This is a genomic window from Paraburkholderia sp. IW21 (assembly GCF_041321145.1).
In the GTDB taxonomy this organism is placed as follows: Bacteria; Pseudomonadota; Gammaproteobacteria; order Burkholderiales; family Burkholderiaceae; genus Paraburkholderia.
In genome coordinates, this window is the sequence record NZ_JBGGWA010000002.1 from 520,408 (window position 1) to 536,120 (window position 15,713).

The following is a 15,713-nucleotide window of genomic DNA, read 5'->3' on the forward strand; positions in this document are numbered from 1 at the left end:
GTCAGAGATAGCGAAGGCCGGCAGCCACTAACTCTTCTCGTCAAGCCGTTCCTCTTTGTAGCGGCTCTCCATTTCATGTAACCGGGCATCGACGGTGGCGAGATCGTAGTAGCCGATCGCCTTCAGATCACGCGCTTCCTTCAGTTGCCGGATGGCCGACGGCCACGCCCCCTCGAGCGCGAATTTTTCGGCCAGCGCCCGATGCTGCGTCAACGCATCCCCACTGCCGGCGCTTGCCTGCGCAAGATACATCCACCAGGCAGGCTGATCGGATTGTGCACGCGTTTCCTTCCGAGCCAGAGCCTGCGCGTCGGCAAATCGCTTCAAAGTCAGCAACGTTCGGATATGCATGTCGATCGCGGCGTTCGACTGCGGCCAGCGCTTCTGTGCAAACGCGGCAAGACGGGCCGCCTCCTCATCACGCCCGGCGCGGCGCGCGATGTCGGCAGCCAGCACGTCGAGACTCGGCGAACTTCGCATGGGCTCCCCTTCGCCCTGTTCGCCGGCGGCAAACGCGGCACGCGATGAAGCCAGCGACGCCGCCGCATCGTCGTAACGCTCAAGCAGCATCTGCCCATACGCAATCCCGTACCAATTCGCGGCGACGTTCACCGCCATACGATCCTCGATTTCGGAGCGCAGGCGCGAAATCTCATCGGCGTATTCACTGCGCGAACGGTCCTGCAGCAAGCGCGCCCGCGCCCGCACAAAACCATATTCGGACGTCTGATGCGGCTGCCGGTAAGGCGCGCGACGGGCACGGTCTTCCATGTCGGCAATCCGTTCGCCAGTCAGCGGGTGGGTGCGTGCGTAGGCCGGTATGCCCGTGTCGCTCATCGCCGCGCGATCGAGGCGGCCGAAAAACGTCGTCATCGCATAAGGGTCGTAGCCGGCGCCGGCCAGCAGCAGAAAGCCGACGCGGTCCGCTTCATGCTCGGCGGAGCGCGAGAAACGCAACTGGTTGTCGATCGCATAGGCCTGGCCGCCAATCGCAATCGCGCTGCCGAGGTCGCCGCTGTGCGCGAGCACGCCCGCCAGAATACCGAACAGCAGACCGGCGAGCGCGGCATAGGAACTGCGCTCGCCGGTGGTGATCATCCGCGAAATGTGCCGCTGCAAGACGTGCCCCATCTCATGGCCGAGCACGGAGGCCAGTTCGGACTCGGTCTGCGTCGTCACGATCAAACCGGTGTTCACGCCGATAAAACCGCCCGGCAACGAGAAGGCGTTGATCTGCGTGTCGCGGACCGCGAACAGCTCGAAGTCCGGACGATAGCCGCCGATGTATAACGCGCTCGCCGCCGCGGCGAGTTTCGCGGCGACCGAGTTCAGGTAGTCGCGCACCAGCCAGTCGTCGAGATAGTCGGGGTCGCGGCGCAACTCGCGCATCACGCGCTCGCCGAGTTTGCGCTCGGCTTGTGGCGTCAGCGAGCCGGAGCCGCCGTTGCCGAGATCGGGCAGTTGTTGCGTGACGATCGGTGCACGCCAACCCAGGTTCGCGCTGGAGTTGCCGGAGAAGCGGCTCTGTGCGCCGCCATAGACGCCAAAGACGCCTTGCGCGATGTCAGGCGGCACGATGGGATCGGCGTAGGAGGCGAGCGGCCCGCTTTCCAACGGCGGTTCCGCGGACTGCATATTGAGCGCGACGCTCGCGCTCGATACGCCACGCGATTGCGCGTAAGCGCCGGGTGGCGCCACGAGCGTGACAGACAACAACGCAGCAAGGAACCGGTTCGGACGCATCGCGAGGTCGGATAACGAAGTCGAAAAGCGACGCCCGCCGCTCGGACTAAGATAGCGGGCATAGGGCAATTGTAATCAGTCGTCGCGACGAGTCGGGGAGATTCGATGACCCGGGCGTTGCGGCCGTCAGGTGTAACCTCGCAAGGCGACCCTCGGGTCGGCGCGGCCCCAGATGTCTGACCCTTGCCGCGCTGCTATGATAGGCGCCCTCTGAAGGAGCCCAACCATGCCTGAACTCACTCATTTCGACGCTGCCGGCCAGGCACATATGGTGGACGTCGGCAGCAAGCTGGAGACCAAGCGCATCGCCGTCGCGCGCGGCTCGATTCGCATGCTGCCGGAGACGTTCGCGCTGATCCGCGACGGCAACGCCAAGAAGGGCGACGTGATCGGTATCGCGCGCATCGCTGCGATTCAAGGTTCGAAGCGCACCGCCGATCTGATCCCGCTATGTCATCCGCTTGCGCTGACGCGCGTCAAAGTGGACTTCGAGCTCGATGAAAAGCTGCCTGGCGTGCATTGCACGGTGCAGGTCGAAACGCTGGGACGCACGGGCGTGGAGATGGAAGCGCTAACCGCCGTGCAGGTCGGACTGCTGACGGTGTACGACATGTGCAAGGCGGTGGATCGCGGGATGACGATCACCGATGTGAAAGTGCTCGAAAAACACGGCGGGAAATCGGGCGATTGGGTGGCGGCTTGATGACAGCCACCGCCGTCGCCTCGCTCTCCCTCTAAAGCTTTGAAGCGAAAGCGGCGATTCAATCCTCGTCGCTGTCGTCGTCCTGATTGACGTCGCCCGGCGGCATGCCGTAGCGCTTGACCAACTCCGCCTTGAAGCCGGTCAGCGTCTTCTGCTCGTCGCAGAGTTCGTACAGATAGCCCAACTGCGACGGCCAGTCCTTCAACTCCTGAGCAAAAATCTTCAGGCGCTCGACAGTGTCGAACGCTCCCGCCGTATCGCCGCTCAATGCTTGCAGCACCGCGTACCGACGCAGCACGGTTTCGCCCGGCAGCAGCGCCATCGCCTTTTTGTGCATCGCGAGCTTGTGTTGCAGATCCATCGAATTCATTGGCAGCAGCGTCGCGAGGCCATACTCGCCCCACGCCTGAAACAGGAACGACGGGTCCGCGCGATACTGCTCGGCAGGACGCGAGCCGTAATACAGCACCTCGGCGCGCGCGTAATCGCGATACACCGGATACAGCGCGGCCAGGCCGCCGAACACCACCACCGCAAACGCGCCGAACGACAGCCGGCCAGGAACGAGGCGCAACGGGCGCGTCTCCAGCAACCCGAACACGAACATCGCCGGCAGCAGGAAGAACATGTATTGCTGCGGATACTCGACCAGCGCGTGCATGACCAGCACGCCGATCAGCGCGATGCCGAACACCCTCGCGGCGCTCTGCGGCGCGCGCACCACGCGCACCAGCCAGGTGATCAGGCCGAACAGCACGATCGCGAGGCCGATCAAGCCGGTCTTCGCGAGCAGGTCGATGAAGATGTCGTGCGAATTGTTCGCGATCTCGACCCCGCCCAGCGTCTTCGCAAACTCGTACTGGTAGCTCGGAAACTCGCCCCAGCCGACACCCAGCAGCGGATGCGTCTTGAACATCGTCCAGCCGTACTTCCAGAGCGCGAGGCGCGGGGCGATCTGGCCCGCGTCCTTGAAGCGCTCGGCGGCGGACTGTCCCAGTTCCAGGTGGTAGTGCACGTTCGCCCAGCGAATCAAGGCGTTGATCCCGATGAACAGCGCCGCCAACGCAATCGGGATCAGCCACTCGCGATTGCTGCGGCGGGGGAGCGGCTGACTACGCGTCTGCGCGAACGCCATCCAGAAACCCGCCACCACGATCACGCCCATTTGCAGCCAGGGGCCGCGCGATACGGTCAGTGCGAGTCCAACAGCGAAAATCGTCGACACGAGCAGCCAGATGCTGACGGCAAGCCGGCGTGTCTGCACGAGGAAGAGCGCACCCGCCATCGCAAACGCAATATAGGTGGCCAGATGGTTCGCCTGCGCCATATTGCCGAACGGCCGGCGCTCGACGGTCACGTTATAGGCAACGACCAGCGGCGACACTCGCGTCTCGAGGTGAAACAGTTGGATGATCTGACAGAACACCGCAAACAGGCCGCCGGCAATCAACGCGCCGGCCGCCCAGCGCAGCGCTGTTTCGTTGAGCTTGGCGCGCGTGAAGCCGTAGCCGGTGTGCGTTGCCATGAATGCGGCGAGCAGGTAACCGCCGCCGAGCCAGTTCATCGACGGCTGCGAGACCGGCAGCAGCACCGCTTGCGCCACCAGCACGAGCCCGAACAGCAACGGCACGAGCGCCACGACCGGCGACGCAAACGAAATGCGCGGCCTCGCGCTCCACACCAGCAGCGCGACACCCGCGCCCGTCAACAGATACAGCGCGAGCGCCGTGAATTCAGCGTAGAACGTCGGAATCGGATACGTGTGGTTGACGACTGCATAAGGCAGCACCAACGCAAGAGCCAACAGGATGAGAGACAGGTAGCGCGCAAATGGGGTGGGCATCGAATAACCGGAGGGCGTCAGCAACCGGCGCACTATACAAAAAAATCCTCCTGCTGTGCGCCGGCTGGGCTGAAATATCCCGAAAATCAGCGTTCTACGTGCGGGCCGCGACTCATCCGATCACCCTCGCCATCGCTCACGCGCGGCACTCCGGAGGTGCAAGGTTCGACGGCAAGGACGGCGCATCGCCAGGTGCGGGCCCGGCGCCTGGAGCAGGCAACGAGGAGGCCGTTTTGCCGCCGGTAAAACATTCCCAGGTGACTGCGCCAGGCTGCACTGCGCCCTTACTCAAAGCGATCCGCGCGGTGGGCGCATCGGCATTGTCCGGCACCGACGGCACCAAGGTCAGCGTGTTCGAACCGGCAGGCGCGACGCGCGTCGTGAACGCGACGGTGATCTGGCCGGTGTCGTCGTCGACATGAATGGACTCGACGTTGCGGGTGGCCGGCGGCGACGCATAACCGCCGCCGAACGCATTGCCGCTAGCCGCGTTTTCGGACACCGCGAGCCGCGCGGATGCCGCCAGCGAAAGACCCTCGCCCACGCGACTGCGGGCCAGATAGTCCTGATACGCCGGAATCGCGTAGGCCGCGATCACGCCGACAATCGCCAGCACGATCATCAGTTCGATCAGCGTAAAGCCGAAGCCGAGGCGCCGGCAGGCTCGCGCAAGCCGAGAAGGCCAGCGCGCTGGTCCGAATGCGCTCCTTAAGGAAAGCGTGGTCTGTGAATAAGGGGAATACGGCAAGGTAACGATCATGGGCAGGCTCCTGAAACAAAAAACGCCTGCCCCTCGAATCGGGACAGGCGTTTCAATCGTAGCCAGCGGCGCTCGTTTCACACAGTCAGCCGAATGGCTAACGTTGCGTTAGCGCGGCGGCGATCGGCTCGGGGGCGGCTCCATGCTCAGGCCGCCGCGCTGTTGCCGTTGCCGCGTTCGACTCAAGCTCAGGTCAGGTCAGCTTCGCGCCGCCGCACGATTTGCGTTACGGCGTTTCAGCACATACCCAAGGATCACAACGAACACCGCCCCAGCGATGCTCATGCCGTACTCGGCCACCGGCGAATCCAGGATCGGCCAACGGTCGCCGGCCGGGTCGTTGATGATCAGACCGCCCGCGATCCAGCCAAGCAAAGCGGCGCCGAGCGTGATGACGATCGGAAAGCGGTCGAGCAGCTTGAGCACCAACTGACTGCCCCACACGATCAGCGGAATGCTCACCACCAGGCCGAAAATCACCAGCGCGAGACGGTGCGCCGGATCAGCCGCCTCGGCGGCGCCCGCAATTGCGATCACGTTGTCGAGGCTCATCACCGCATCCGCGATGATGATGGTCTTGATCGCCGACATCAGCTTGTCGGCTGGCTTGATGTTCTCGTGCACGTCGTGCGCGGGCGCCATCAAACGCACCCCGATCCACAGCAGCAGCAGGCCGCCGGCGAATTTCAGCAACGGCACGTCCATCAGCGCCACAGCGAACGCAATCAGCGCGACGCGCAGCACGATGGCGCCGGCCGTGCCCCACAAGACGCCTTTTGTACGCTGAGCGGCCGGCAGGCTGCGGCAAGCAAGCGCGATCACGACCGCATTATCGCCACCCAACAGGATGTCGATGACAATGATCTGAATGACTGCGCCCCAATGGAGCGTGGCGAAGAACTCGAGCATGGCTGAAAAAATAAGAAGAAATCGGACACGCAGCCAATAAAAAAGCGGAGGAGTCTAAAACTCCCCCGCTTTTTCAAACCGCACACTGACGAAAGGATTTCGTAAGCGTATCAAAAAACGCGCCGTGACTGCGCGCGAATTTCGTTTTTACAGCATCGCCTTCAGAAGACGCGCCATTTCCGACGGGTTCTTCGTCACCGTGATGCCGCAGGCTTCCATGATTTCCAGCTTGGCTTCAGCCGTGTCCGCACCGCCCGAGATCAGCGCGCCGGCGTGGCCCATGCGTTTGCCCGGAGGCGCGGTGACACCGGCGATAAAGCCGACCACCGGCTTCTTCATGTTGTCCTTGATCCACTCCGCAGCGTTCGCTTCGTCCGGACCGCCGATCTCGCCGATCATGATGACGGCGTCCGTTTCCGGATCGTCGTTGAACATCTTCATCACGTCGATGTGCTTCAGACCGTTGATCGGGTCGCCGCCGATACCCACTGCCGACGATTGGCCGAGGCCGATCGCCGTCAATTGGCCGACTGCTTCATACGTCAGCGTGCCCGAACGCGACACGACGCCGATGCGGCCCTTGCGGTGGATGTGACCCGGCATGATGCCGATCTTCAGCTCGTCCGGCGTGATCGTGCCCGGGCAGTTCGGTCCGAGCAGCAGCGTCTTGCGGTTTTCGGCACGCATACGGGCCTTGAGCTCGATCATGTCACGGACGGGGATGCCTTCCGTGATACAGATCGCCAGATCCAGGTCGGCTTCAACCGCTTCCCAGATCGCAGCCGCAGCGCCTGCCGGCGGAACGTAAATCACCGATACGGTCGCGCCCGTTTCAGCCTTGGCTTCAGCGACGCTAGCGTAGATAGGAATGCCTTCGAAATCTTCGCCGGCACGCTTCGGGTTCACGCCTGCAACGAACGCTTCGCGGCCGTTTGCGTATTCACGGCAAGCACGCGTGTGGAACTGACCGGTCTTGCCGGTGATGCCCTGCGTGATGACCTTGGTGTCTTTGTTAATCAGAATCGACATGTATTGACCTCTGTTCGTTTGGCGTCGCGCTGGTGCGCCACGAGGCGGAATGTTCTTCGCCCGCGTCGCTCACGCGCCGCCATTCGTAATCCTGGTTAATCCTGGCAAAAGCCGTGGACTAGGCTTACGCCTTGCCCGACGCGGCCGCGACGACCTTCTGAGCCGCTTCTTCCATGCTGTCTGCCGCAATGATCGGCAGGCCGGATTCGGCGAGCATCTTCTTGCCCAGGTCTTCGTTCGTGCCCTTCATGCGGACCACGAGCGGCACCTTCAGCGACACGGCCTTCGACGCCGCGATCACGCCTTCCGCGATCACGTCGCAGCGCATGATGCCGCCGAAAATATTGACCAGAATCGCGGTCAGGTTCGGGTTCTTCAGCATGATCTTGAACGCTTCCGTGACCTTCTCGGTCGTGGCGCCACCGCCCACGTCGAGGAAGTTCGCCGGTTCGCCGCCGAACAGCTTGATGGTGTCCATCGTCGCCATGGCGAGGCCAGCGCCGTTCACGAGGCAGCCGATGTTGCCGTCGAGCGAGATGTACGCGAGGTCGAACTTCGACGCTTCGACTTCAGCCGGATCTTCTTCGTCCAGATCGCGATACGCGACGATTTCCGGATGACGGAACAGGGCGTTCGAATCGAAGTTGAATTTTGCGTCCAGCGCAATGACCTTGCCGTCGCCGGTCAGGATCAGCGGGTTGATTTCGGCCAGCGATGCGTCCGTTTCCCAGAATGCCTTGTACAGGCCTTGCAGGATCGCGCGCGCTTGCGGCAGCGAAGCGGCGGGCACGCCGATCTTCGTGGCGAGCTCGTCGGCTTCGGCGTCTTTCAGACCGGTGGACGGGTCGACGGCGATCTTGTGGATCAGCTCAGGCGTCTTTTCCGCGACTTCTTCGACGTCCATGCCGCCTTCGCTCGATGCCATCACGACGATCTTCTGCGAAACGCGATCGATCACGAGGCCGACATACAGTTCCTTCTTGATGTCAGCGCCTTCTTCGATCAGCAGGCGATTCACCTTCTGGCCTTCCGGACCGGTCTGGTGCGTGACGAGCTGCATGCCGAGGATCTGGTTCGAGTATTCACGAACCTGTTCCAGCGACTTGGCGACCTTCACGCCGCCGCCCTTGCCACGGCCACCCGCGTGGATCTGAGCCTTCACGACCCATACCGGGCCGCCGAGCTCTTGCGCGGCCTTGACCGCATCATCCACCGTGAAGACCGGCTTGCCGCGCGGTACCGCGACGCCGAATTTCCGCAGGATTTCCTTACCCTGGTACTCGTGAATCTTCATGCGTGATTCCCTTCAGTCTGAGAGTTGGATTGAACTTCGTTTCCGCTGCCGTCGTTCATGCCGGACGTATTGCCGCCCTCGCCTGTCTGGCGGGCTGCCCCGTCGCCTGACGATGCCGCGCGATCCGCTGAACGCGGCGCGTGGCCATACCAGCGCGGATAAAACTGTTGCACCGCCTCGCCGTCGAAACGCAGCGCGTGGCAGCGTCCCAGCTGGAATGGCGGTTTGTCGTTGGAATGCTCGTCTGTGCTGTCTTTGCTTCTGGCCTGCCCGGTCCCGGAACTCGCCGCGGCGCCTGGCGTGCTTTCGCCCGGCGTGCCTTCATTGGTGTTCCACACGTCGCCGGCGAAGGCCTGAATCGCGACGGTCGGCAGGAGCGCGCACAACTCGGTGAGATGCGTGCAGCCAGCCGTGCCGGCCAGCAAACGGGCGGCATCGCGACGGAAGTTGTGGAACAGATTGAGCCCGATGAGGGCACGGTAGGCGGGATTGCTGGCTTGGCACAACCCGGGATAGGGCACCCAGTCGGACGACGCTTCGGCGTCGACGACGTTGAGCTTGCGATCGATGGTGAGGCGAAGCCAGAGTTCATGAATCGGCTGACCATTGGGCCGGACGCCCGACGCAAGCACCACATCGCGCGGTTTTTCGTCGGTCAAGCACGCTTCCACATCCCACAGGCCATCGGCTCGCTCATAGGCTTCCGCTCTGATTGCGCGACGATGGCGCAACTGACGGGACACTGGCGGGGAGAGCGGCATGCGGAAAGGAAAGGCCGAATTTGAAAACCTAAGAATTTTAGCATACTGGGTATTTGAGACAGATGGGAATACGCAGGGCCGCTCCGCAGGCCTGAGAGCGCGAGAGGCCTTATCTCGAAGTGAGGCTGGCTAAGGGGCCCGGCGGGGCCCCGGCGGGGCCCCGCCGGGCCCCGCGGCTAGTCGCCGCTCCACTCCTCGTCGATCCCCTTGAGGATTTTGCCGATCGTCGCGCCGGAGAAACCGCGCGATGCCAGAAAGCGCGCCTGCTTGGCCCGCTCGGCGGCCGTTTGCGGAAGCTGGCCGAATTTTTTTCGCCAGACGGCTTGGGCGCGCGCGACTTCGGTTTCGCGTAATTGCGCGCCGGCCTCTTCAACCAGCGTCTGATCGACGGCGTGCTGTTTCAATTCACCGACGATCCGGCTCGCACCCAGCCGCGACGAACGCCGATGAATCAGGCTTTCCGCGAACCGCGAATCCGACAGCCAATTTTCGCTTTCAAGCACGTCGAGCAAGGTGTCGAGCGAATCGGTTTCTTCGACGAACGGTTTCAGCTTGCGCGCCAGTTCGGAGCGGCTGTATTCACGCCGGGATAAATAGCCGAGCGCGCGTCCTTTTAGCGAACGGGCTGGGCGTTGGGATTTTTTCGAATCGTCCTGATCCGATTTCGCCTCGCCAGGTGCACGGCGCGAGCGGGTGTACGTGGTTTCCGACGGGTCCGCTGCAGCTTGCGGGGAAGAGTCAGACTCGGGCTGACGACCTGCGGCGCGATCGTGCGCGTCGAAGGACTCGAAGGGATCGGCGTCGCCGTTTGCGGCCAAGGAATCGGGATCTGACGCGCATGAGCGCTGGGGCGATGAGTTGCCGGCCGGATAGCGTGGCGAACGCGAGGTGGAACGCCCGAACGAGCTTCCAGAGGACTTGCCGAATGAACTTCCAGACGAGTTTCCCGATGACCGCCCAAACGAACGGGTGGACCGGGAGGTCGATGACGAGGATGTTGGTGACGAGGTTGAAGACGACGATTCGGTCGAATCGTCGTCACCGTCACGCGGGCCGTCCGCGTTGCGCCCAGCGTTGGACAACGGCCGGCCCTTGCGTATCACGTGCTGATTACTCTTCTTCGCCCGCGACTTCAGCGGCCGCGCCGGTCGTCACTTCCGCCATGGCATTCACGCCCAGCGATTCGCGGATACGGTTTTCGATCTCACGAGCGATGTCCGGATTTTCGCGCAGGAATTCGCGCGCGTTGTCCTTACCCTGACCAATACGTTCGCCGTTGTAGCTGTACCAGGCGCCGGCCTTGTCGACGATCTTCGCTTGCACACCCAGGTCAATGACTTCGCCCTGACGGGAAATGCCCTCGCCGTACAGAATGTCGAAAATCGCTTCGCGGAACGGCGGCGCAACCTTGTTCTTCACCACCTTCACCCGCGTTTCGTTACCGATCACTTCGTCGTTCTTTTTGATCGACCCGATCCGGCGAATGTCCAGACGCACCGACGCGTAGAATTTCAGCGCGTTGCCGCCCGTGGTGGTTTCCGGGTTGCCGAACATCACACCGATCTTCATACGGATCTGGTTGATGAAGATCACAAGGCAGTTGGTGCGTTTGATCGTGCCAGTGAGCTTGCGCAACGCTTGCGACATCAGACGCGCTTGCAGACCCGGCAGCGAGTCGCCCATTTCGCCTTCGATTTCAGCCTTCGGCACCAGCGCCGCGACCGAGTCGATCACGATCATGTCGATCGAGCCCGAACGCACCAGCGCATCGGCGATTTCAAGCGCCTGCTCGCCGGTGTCCGGTTGCGAAACCAGCAGGTCGTTGACGTTCACGCCGAGCTTGCCCGCGTACTGGATATCCAGCGCGTGTTCCGCGTCGATAAACGCTGCCGTGCCGCCGAGCTTCTGCATTTCGGCGATGACTTGCAACGTCAGCGTGGTTTTACCGGACGATTCCGGACCATAAATTTCGACCACACGGCCACGCGGCAAACCGCCGACGCCCAGCGCGATGTCGAGGCCGAGTGATCCCGTTGAGACCACCTGGATATCTTCGACCGCCTCACCTGCGCCGAGCCGCATGACCGACCCTTTGCCGAACTGCTTTTCGATCTGCGCGAGTGCGGCAGCGAGTGCCTTGCTCTTTTCAGCAGTCAGTCCAGCCGAGCCTTTCTTGCTTTCTTCCATGAATCGTCCTTTGCTATGATGAACGGCGTCTGAGGCAGATGTGCAGCCCGTTCTTAGAGGACAGCACACGAAACCCAGACACTGTATAAAAAAACAGTAGTTTTGGCAAGCGCGATTCTCATGCGAACGCGCATTTTTACCGTCGCACTGCCCAACTACCCACAATAATTTCGGAGACCGCTGTGCGCCGGGGGACACCCCACGGTGCCGGCAAGGCCAGGTTGGCGCACCATGCGAATTCTGATTGCCGAAGACGACAGCATACTCGCGGACGGTCTGATTCGATCACTCCGCCAATCGGCCTATGCCGTCGATCACGTGAAGAGCGGCGTCGAAGCGGACACCGCCTTGTCGATGCAGACTTTCGACCTGCTGATTCTCGATCTGGGCCTGCCGCGCATGTCCGGGCTTGAGGTGCTGCGCCGCCTGCGCGCGCGCAATTCGAACATGCCGGTGCTGATCCTGACCGCCGCGGACAGCGTCGACGAACGCGTCAAAGGCCTCGACCTCGGCGCCGACGATTACATGGCCAAACCCTTCGCGCTCAACGAACTCGAAGCACGCGTGCGCGCTCTGACGCGGCGCGGTGCGGGCGGCGGCCCGACGGTGGTCCGGCATGGCTCGCTGTCGTTCGATCAGGTCGGCCGGATCGCCTATGTCAATGAGCAGGTGATCGACCTCTCGGCGCGCGAACTGGGTCTGCTCGAAGTGCTGCTGCAACGGATCGGCCGGCTGGTGTCGAAGGAACAGCTCGTCGACCATCTGTGCGAATGGGGCGAAGAAGTCAGCAACAACGCGATTGAGGTCTACGTGCACCGGCTGCGCAAGAAGATCGAGCCGAGCGGCGTGCGCATCATCACCGTACGCGGCCTCGGCTATTGCCTCGAGAAAGCCGCACTGCCCCCGAACGTGAACGCCAACGCGATCGTGACGCAGGCACCCGCCGAGCCCGACCCGACCGCCTCGCCGCCCTCCGGCGCGATGCCGGCGAGCCACCACTACAAATAGAGGACGCCCATGTCCGCACGCGCAGACCGCGCTACGGCGCACGCGGCGGACCTCGACGAGGCGCGCGACGAGCGCTACGCGAATCCGTTCGCCCCGCCCGACGAAACCGAAGCCGCTGCCGAAGCGCGTCCCCGCTCGCTGTTCGGCGAGATCCTCGACTGGATGCTGGCGCCGCTACTGCTGCTGTGGCCGATGAGCCTCGCGGTCACCTATCTGGTCGCCAAGTCGATCGCCAACGGCCCCTTCGACCGCGCGCTCGAAACCGACGCCTATGTGCTCGCCCGCCAGATCCACCCGATCAACGGCGTGGCGGAGTTGTCGCTACCCGACTCCACGCGCGACTTTCTGCGCGCCGATAACGTCGACAGCGTGTTCTATCAGGTGCTCGGCACGCGCGGCGAACTGGTGGGCGGCGAGCGCGACATGCCGCTGCCGCACGAGGAAGACCGGCCGCCGCCGGGCCTTGTCGAATTCCGCGACGACGTGCTGCGCGGCAACGATATCCGCGTCGCCTATACGACCGTCGAGTTTCCGCAGACGCCCGGCGCCCAGCCGGTACTGGTACAGGTCGCCGAAACGCTCGACAAACGCAGCCAGCTCGCCAACGACATCATCAAAGGCGTGATCCTGCCGCAGTTCGTGATCCTGCCGCTGGCGATCCTGCTGGTGTGGTTCGGCCTGTCGCGCGGGCTGGCTCCCTTGCACGCCCTGCAGGCGCACATCCGGGCGCGCCGCCCGGACGATCTGTCGCCGCTCGAGGCACGCCGCGCGCCACCGGAAATCGAGCCGCTGGTGACGTCGTTCAACGATCTGCTGACGCGCCTCGAACAGAACATGGAGCTGCAAAAGCGCTTCATCGCAGACGCCGCGCATCAGATGAAAACGCCGCTGGCCGGGCTGCGCACCCAGGCCGAACTGGCGTTGCGACAAGACGCCTCCGCGGAAGTCCACCGCTCGCTCGAGCAGATCGCCACCAGCTCGGAACAGGCGGCGCGCCTCGTCACCCAGTTGCTGGCGCTGGCGCGCGCGGAAAACCGCATGTCGGGGCAAATTTTCACACCGGTCGAGGTGACGGAGATGGCACGTCATGCCGTGCGCGACTGGGTGCAGGCCGCGCTCGCCAAGCAGATGGACCTCGGCTACGAAGCGCCCGAAGAGCCGGTCGAAGTCGACGGCAATCCGGTCATGCTGCGTGAAATGCTGTCGAATCTGATCGACAACGCGATCCGCTACACGCCGGCCGGCGGCCGCATCACCGTACGCGTGCGGCATGACGCGACGGCGCGGCGCGTGCATCTGGAAGTGGAAGACACCGGGCTCGGCATTCCGGCGACCGAGCGCTCGCGGGTGGTCGAGCGCTTTTACCGGATTCTCGGCCGTGAAGGTGACGGCAGCGGTCTTGGGCTCGCCATTGTTCGCGAGATCACGACCATGCACGGCGGCGAGCTGACGATCGAGGATAACGTCTATCAAACCTCGCCGCGGCTTGCTGGAACGCTCGTGCGTGTCAGCTTACAGGTGCTCGAACGGGCACGGGACTTACCCTAGGACCGCTCGCACCCACCCATCAGAACCCACCATATAGAGACAACTTATCCGCACGTTGAAATAATTTGGATGTCAGTTGACAGATTTTGGACGAATTTCCGTCAACACACCGAAGCGTCCATTTCACCCCGCCACGTCAGTACACCGTAAGTTTCCACTCCAATAATCGATTCCACGGGAACGCCTCTGCCGGCGGACCGCGTGTACATATCAATATTGGAGACAACATATGGCTACCGTTGGCGGGCAAATCTCGCACGTGCCGATGACGCACGAAGAGAAGCGGGTGATTTTCGCGTCGTCGCTAGGTACTGTTTTCGAGTGGTACGACTTCTATCTGGCCGGCTCGCTCGCGATCTTCATCAGCAAAAGCTTTTTCTCCGGCGTCAATCCGACTGCCGCCTTCATCTTCACGCTGCTCAGCTTCGCTGCGGGCTTCGCAGTGCGGCCGTTCGGCGCGATCGTGTTCGGGCGCCTCGGCGATATGGTCGGGCGCAAATACACGTTCCTCATCACGATCGTGATCATGGGTCTGTCGACGTTCCTGGTCGGCTTCCTGCCGGGCTATGCGTCGATCGGCATTGCCTCGCCGGTGATCTTCATCGCGATGCGGATGCTGCAAGGTCTCGCGCTCGGCGGCGAGTACGGCGGTGCGGCAACCTACGTCGCGGAACATGCGCCACGGGGACGCCGCGGCTTCTACACCGCATGGATCCAGACGACCGCCACGCTCGGTCTGTTCCTGTCTCTGCTGGTGATTCTCGGCGTGCGCAAGACCATGGGCGAAGACGCATTCGGCGACTGGGGCTGGCGCATTCCGTTCATCGCGTCAATCATCCTGCTTGGCGTGTCGGTGTGGATTCGCCTGCAACTGCATGAGTCGCCGGTGTTCGAGCGCATCAAGGCGGAAGGCAAGACTTCGAAGGCGCCGCTGACCGAAGCGTTCGGTCAATGGAAGAACCTGAAGATCGTGATTATCGCGCTGATCGGCCTGACCGCCGGCCAGGCCGTGGTCTGGTACACGGGTCAGTTCTACACGCTGTTCTTCCTGACGCAGACGCTGAAGGTCGACGGCACCAGCGCCAACATCCTGATCGCCGTCGCGCTTCTGATCGGTACGCCGTTTTTCCTGTTCTTCGGCTCGCTGTCGGATCGCATCGGCCGCAAGCCGATCATCATGGCCGGCCTGCTGATCGCCGCCTGTACCTACTTTCCCCTGTTCAAGGCGCTCACGCACTACACGAACCCGGCACTGGAGGCTGCTACAGCCAAGGCACCGATCGTCGTGATCGCGAATCCGGACGAGTGCTCGTTCCAGTTCAACCCGGTCGGCACGGCAAAGTTCACGAGCTCGTGTGATATCGCAAAGAGCGCGCTGTCGAAGGCAGGCTTGAACTACGAGAACGTCGCCGCGCCGGCGGGCACGCTGGCCGAGATCAAGGTCGGCGATACCGTGATCAACACCTATGACGGCAAGGCAGCCGACGCGAAAGACCAGGGCAAAGTGTTCGACAAGACCCTCGCCACGACGCTGAAAACCGCCGGCTACCCGCCGAAGGCCGATCCGTCGCAGATCAACTGGCCGATGAGCGTGGTGATCCTGACGATCATGATGATCTACGTGACCATGGTGTACGGGCCGATCGCCGCGATGCTGGTGGAAATGTTCCCGACGCGCATCCGCTACACCTCGATGTCGCTGCCGTATCACATCGGCAATGGCTGGTTCGGCGGCTTCCTGCCGGCAACCGCATTCGCGATCGTCGCGGCGAAGGGCAACATCTACTCGGGGCTGTGGTATCCGATCGTGATCGCGCTCATCACCTTCGTGATCGGCATGTTGTTCGTCAAGGAAACCAAGGACTCGGACATTTACGCGAGGGACTGACACGGTTGACGGACAGGGCAATTTAAAAAACTTGCGTGGC

At 62.8% G+C, this 15,713-nt stretch carries 13 protein-coding genes; 4 read left to right on the plus strand and 9 right to left on the minus strand.

What is annotated here, in order from left to right; all coding sequences use genetic code 11:
• Nucleotides 1-27 precede the first annotated feature (27 nt).
• Complete coding sequence (locus ACAX43_RS06230; protein WP_370707529.1) at nucleotides 28-1,743, minus strand: M48 family metalloprotease; 1,716 nt, start codon at nucleotides 1,741-1,743, stop codon at nucleotides 28-30.
• 226 nt (nucleotides 1,744-1,969) lie between these two features.
• Here ACAX43_RS06230 and moaC point away from each other — a divergent pair, with 226 nt between their 5' ends.
• Complete coding sequence (gene moaC / locus ACAX43_RS06235; RefSeq protein WP_370707530.1) at nucleotides 1,970-2,446, plus strand: cyclic pyranopterin monophosphate synthase MoaC; 477 nt, start codon at nucleotides 1,970-1,972, stop codon at nucleotides 2,444-2,446.
• Nucleotides 2,447-2,504: 58 nt separating this feature from the next.
• On the opposite strand, the gene ACAX43_RS06240 is transcribed toward moaC, so the two are convergent.
• From ACAX43_RS06240 to recA, 8 genes are all read right to left on the minus strand, one after another.
• Nucleotides 2,505-4,289, minus strand: coding sequence for a PglL family O-oligosaccharyltransferase (locus tag ACAX43_RS06240; protein WP_370707531.1), 1,785 nt, complete (start codon nucleotides 4,287-4,289; stop codon nucleotides 2,505-2,507).
• 136 nt (nucleotides 4,290-4,425) lie between these two features.
• Nucleotides 4,426-5,049, minus strand: coding sequence for a pilin (locus ACAX43_RS06245; RefSeq protein ID WP_370707532.1), 624 nt, complete (start codon nucleotides 5,047-5,049; stop codon nucleotides 4,426-4,428).
• 198 nt (nucleotides 5,050-5,247) lie between these two features.
• Nucleotides 5,248-5,958 (minus strand): TerC family protein, encoded by a 711-nt coding sequence (locus ACAX43_RS06250; RefSeq protein ID WP_370707533.1) that lies wholly within the window; start codon nucleotides 5,956-5,958, stop codon nucleotides 5,248-5,250.
• A 147-nt stretch (nucleotides 5,959-6,105) separates the two neighbouring features.
• On the minus strand, nucleotides 6,106-6,987 hold the full coding sequence (gene sucD / locus ACAX43_RS06255; RefSeq protein WP_370707534.1) for a succinate--CoA ligase subunit alpha: 882 nt from the start codon (nucleotides 6,985-6,987) through the stop codon (nucleotides 6,106-6,108).
• A gap of 124 nt (nucleotides 6,988-7,111) precedes the next feature.
• Entirely contained in the window at nucleotides 7,112-8,281 is a 1,170-nt protein-coding gene (gene sucC / locus ACAX43_RS06260) for an ADP-forming succinate--CoA ligase subunit beta (RefSeq protein WP_370707535.1), read from the minus strand.
• On the minus strand, nucleotides 8,278-9,042 hold the full coding sequence (locus tag ACAX43_RS06265) for a DUF2889 domain-containing protein (protein ID WP_370707536.1): 765 nt from the start codon (nucleotides 9,040-9,042) through the stop codon (nucleotides 8,278-8,280). The genes sucC and ACAX43_RS06265 overlap by 4 nt, the downstream gene beginning before the upstream one ends.
• 176 nt (nucleotides 9,043-9,218) lie before the next feature.
• A complete protein-coding gene (gene recX, locus ACAX43_RS06270; RefSeq protein WP_370707537.1) occupies nucleotides 9,219-9,860 on the minus strand; it encodes a recombination regulator RecX in 642 nt (213 codons plus the stop codon).
• Between the two features lie 292 nt (nucleotides 9,861-10,152).
• Nucleotides 10,153-11,229 (minus strand): recombinase RecA, encoded by a 1,077-nt coding sequence (gene recA / locus ACAX43_RS06275; protein WP_370707538.1) that lies wholly within the window; start codon nucleotides 11,227-11,229, stop codon nucleotides 10,153-10,155.
• A gap of 231 nt (nucleotides 11,230-11,460) precedes the next feature.
• On the opposite strand from recA, the gene ACAX43_RS06280 reads away from it, so the two are divergent.
• The 3 genes from ACAX43_RS06280 (at nucleotide 11,461) to ACAX43_RS06290 (ending at nucleotide 15,673) form a co-directional block, all read left to right on the plus strand.
• Nucleotides 11,461-12,237 (plus strand): response regulator, encoded by a 777-nt coding sequence (locus ACAX43_RS06280; protein ID WP_370707539.1) that lies wholly within the window; start codon nucleotides 11,461-11,463, stop codon nucleotides 12,235-12,237.
• A 9-nt stretch (nucleotides 12,238-12,246) separates the two neighbouring features.
• A complete protein-coding gene (locus ACAX43_RS06285) occupies nucleotides 12,247-13,785 on the plus strand; it encodes a sensor histidine kinase N-terminal domain-containing protein (RefSeq protein ID WP_370707540.1) in 1,539 nt (512 codons plus the stop codon).
• Nucleotides 13,786-14,014: 229 nt separating this feature from the next.
• Entirely contained in the window at nucleotides 14,015-15,673 is a 1,659-nt protein-coding gene (locus tag ACAX43_RS06290) for an MFS transporter (protein ID WP_370707541.1), read from the plus strand.
• Nucleotides 15,674-15,713: the final 40 nt, after the last annotated feature.

Coding starts and splice junctions, on each gene's coding strand:
- ACAX43_RS06230 (WP_370707529.1), bottom strand. CDS start 1,743: ATGCGTCCGAACCGGTTCCTTGCTGCGTTGTTGTCTGTCACGCTCGTG.
- moaC (WP_370707530.1), top strand. CDS start 1,970: ATGCCTGAACTCACTCATTTCGACGCTGCCGGCCAGGCACATATGGTG.
- ACAX43_RS06240 (WP_370707531.1), bottom strand. CDS start 4,289: ATGCCCACCCCATTTGCGCGCTACCTGTCTCTCATCCTGTTGGCTCTT.
- ACAX43_RS06245 (WP_370707532.1), bottom strand. CDS start 5,049: ATGATCGTTACCTTGCCGTATTCCCCTTATTCACAGACCACGCTTTCC.
- ACAX43_RS06250 (WP_370707533.1), bottom strand. CDS start 5,958: ATGCTCGAGTTCTTCGCCACGCTCCATTGGGGCGCAGTCATTCAGATC.
- sucD (WP_370707534.1), bottom strand. CDS start 6,987: ATGTCGATTCTGATTAACAAAGACACCAAGGTCATCACGCAGGGCATC.
- sucC (WP_370707535.1), bottom strand. CDS start 8,281: ATGAAGATTCACGAGTACCAGGGTAAGGAAATCCTGCGGAAATTCGGC.
- ACAX43_RS06265 (WP_370707536.1), bottom strand. CDS start 9,042: ATGCCGCTCTCCCCGCCAGTGTCCCGTCAGTTGCGCCATCGTCGCGCA.
- recA (WP_370707538.1), bottom strand. CDS start 11,229: ATGGAAGAAAGCAAGAAAGGCTCGGCTGGACTGACTGCTGAAAAGAGC.
- ACAX43_RS06280 (WP_370707539.1), top strand. CDS start 11,461: ATGCGAATTCTGATTGCCGAAGACGACAGCATACTCGCGGACGGTCTG.
- ACAX43_RS06285 (WP_370707540.1), top strand. CDS start 12,247: ATGTCCGCACGCGCAGACCGCGCTACGGCGCACGCGGCGGACCTCGAC.
- ACAX43_RS06290 (WP_370707541.1), top strand. CDS start 14,015: ATGGCTACCGTTGGCGGGCAAATCTCGCACGTGCCGATGACGCACGAA.